Source organism: Microcoleus sp. D2_18a_B4, assembly GCF_036702475.1.
Classification (GTDB): domain Bacteria; phylum Cyanobacteriota; class Cyanobacteriia; order Cyanobacteriales; family Microcoleaceae; genus Microcoleus.
This window is the reverse complement of the sequence record NZ_JAUBTL010000136.1, coordinates 1-2,422: the sequence shown is the minus strand read 5'-3', so window position 1 is coordinate 2,422 and position 2,422 is coordinate 1. Positions and strand designations below refer to the sequence as shown.

Below are 2,422 nucleotides of genomic sequence, written 5' to 3'. Positions count from 1 at the left end.
GGCATCTTTGCAGCCCGATGAAGGGTGTCGGGTAAGGTTCAAGCGTCGCCACTCTCCCCTCCCCTAAGAACCGTGCATGAGACTTTCGCACTCACACGGCTCAAGCCTTACTTCAAGCTAGTTGACTTGGGTTTTGAATGTACCTGTTTGTGACACGGTGAGTGTAAGTGCTGAAGATTACTTATGTCGTTTAAGCCGCCTTTAGCAACAGGTACTATGTGATGGGTTTCGAGTTCCTCACCGTTGAGTAGTGGTTGACCACAGATTGGACATTTCCATTTTTGATTTTGTGCTATGAGATAGTTTTTGCTACCTTTTGCCCAGTAGGATTTGCCTAATTTTTGGTTTCTTTTGTCCCAATACTCTTTAAGTGTTTGGTCGTCGGGACTTGCTCCTCCATTAACCTTTACATGGCGTTCAATAGGTGTTGATGCTATAGAATAAAGGCAGTAGTTAAACTTCTGGTCTTTATTTTCACGTTCGCCTAATTCACAGGCGAATACCCATTTATTACCATTTATGGTTTTGAAGTATTTGTCTTTAACCCAATTTGTGCCTTTGTTGGGGTGTCTACGCTTTGCCCAACGCCAAAGGTATTGCCATACCCTGTGAGAGATATAGTTGAAGGTTACTTTGCTAACTCCTCCTTTGTAGTAGTTAGCAAAACCTCGGAGAATTGGATTTAGTTTGCTGATTACATCTTCCTGTTTTGAGCCATTTAAAGCTTTTATCTCATCCCCTATCCGTTTACAAAAATCTAGGACTTTCTTCCTGGAGGGTCTGGTTAATAGCTTGCCATTATAATGGCGGTGGTTAAAACCTAAGAAATCAAAGCCTTTTTCCATTGACGTTATTAATGTCTTCTCCGCGCTTAGTTCAAGCCCTCTTTCTAACAACCATTGCTGAATCTGGATTTGAACATTTTCAAGACTTTCTTTATCTCTAGCTGTGACGATGAAGTCATCAGCATATCTGATTACCCCAAATTGTACAGTTTGAGTTCCCTTTCTCTTCGCATAATGAGGAAGTATGGACTTGATCATTTGCTCTAATCCGTGGAGTCCAATATTGGCTAATAAGGGTGAGATAACACCGCCTTGTGGAGTTCCTGTTTCCGTTGGATTGTATTTACCATTGGAAACGAATCCAGCTTTTAACCATCCTTTAATTAGTTCTCTGTTAGGAAAGTTACTAATCATGGAGAGGATAGATTCATGGGCAATATTATCGAAGAATCCTCGAATGTCGGCTTCTAGAACCCAAGTGTCTTTACCACCTTTCAACCTAATAAAGTTTTGGGCGATAGCATCTTGACAACTTCTACCAGGTCTAAATCCATAGGAATTGGCTTCAAACACGGATTCCCATTCGGGTTCTAGTGAATTCTTAATTATTGCTTGTTCGATTCTGTCGCGCACGGTTGGGATTCCGAGCGGTCGTTTCTTTCCATTGGGCTTTGGTATCTCCACCCGTTTGGTTGGCTTGAGGTTTCCCCCCTTCCAATTATTTACCAGGTTCACTCGTTGCGCTGGGGTGTTGATAATCTCATTATCAATTCCTGCCGTTGCTTTACCTTTGTTGGTCTGAGTGATACGTCGAACAGATAGTAATAAGTTTGCGTAGCTTCGTTGCATTAACTTCTGAAGATTCCGAAGAGTCCTGAAGTTACCAAGTTTTCTAGCACGAAAAATTCTTTGTCGTAGATTCTTAACAAGCTTGTGGGCTTTACGCCATTGAATGTGGCTCCAGTCCTCTAGTTGTCTCCTTGTTCCGTTTGTTGATATTGCTATCACCATCTAACTTGTCCTCGGATTAAGTTTCGATAACATTTAGTTTTTCGTATAAGACCCAGATCAAGTCGGCTTTCCTTTCGGTCAGAGGCAAATTTGGAACCCCTATCTAACTCATTACAAGTTAGCATTTGCTTTTTCATCCATCCTCTACCCTCCAGAGAATTCAGTCGTTGTTACCTCGGACTTACTAGAAGTATTCGACCACTTCTAGACTCTGTAGGGTTTACCCTGTTGTGCCGTTTAGTTGTCTGTTATTCCTTAGATGCTGTCTATTCTGCGATAGGGATTTTATTCACACGATTTGGCGATTGCACAACGCCGAATCTACCTATTTACCTTTTGGTCGGAGCCTATCAGCCTTATTTGGCTCCTTGGAAAATAACGCAGTTTAATCAACAGTTCACTGATGTTCATCATAGAATAACTCCCTCTTGCTCTATAACCAACTTAGGCTGTCAGTTACGGCTACTTTCGGGGTCTGCATTCCGCTTGTTTCGTTGCCTACTTGAGCGTGACCGGACTCATTATTGAGCCTTTTCCGTGAGGGTAAGGGGTGTGAAACCCTTAGAGGAGTGGGCTCCTCGGACTAAACGACCAGTTCAGGTCGCGCGTGCAAAATTTCCTTCGCG

Annotated in this window: 1 protein-coding gene; it reads right to left on the bottom strand. The window is 42.7% G+C overall.

Features of this window, described 5'->3' with window-relative positions; all coding sequences use genetic code 11:
- Positions 1 to 107: 107 nt before the first annotated feature.
- Positions 108 to 1,796, bottom strand: coding sequence for a group II intron reverse transcriptase/maturase (gene ltrA / locus QUB04_RS32305; protein WP_333290739.1), 1,689 nt, complete (start codon positions 1,794 to 1,796; stop codon positions 108 to 110).
- Between the last annotated feature and the right edge of the window lie 626 nt (positions 1,797 to 2,422).

Coding starts and splice junctions, on each gene's coding strand:
- ltrA (WP_333290739.1), bottom strand. CDS start 1,796: ATGGTGATAGCAATATCAACAAACGGAACAAGGAGACAACTAGAGGAC.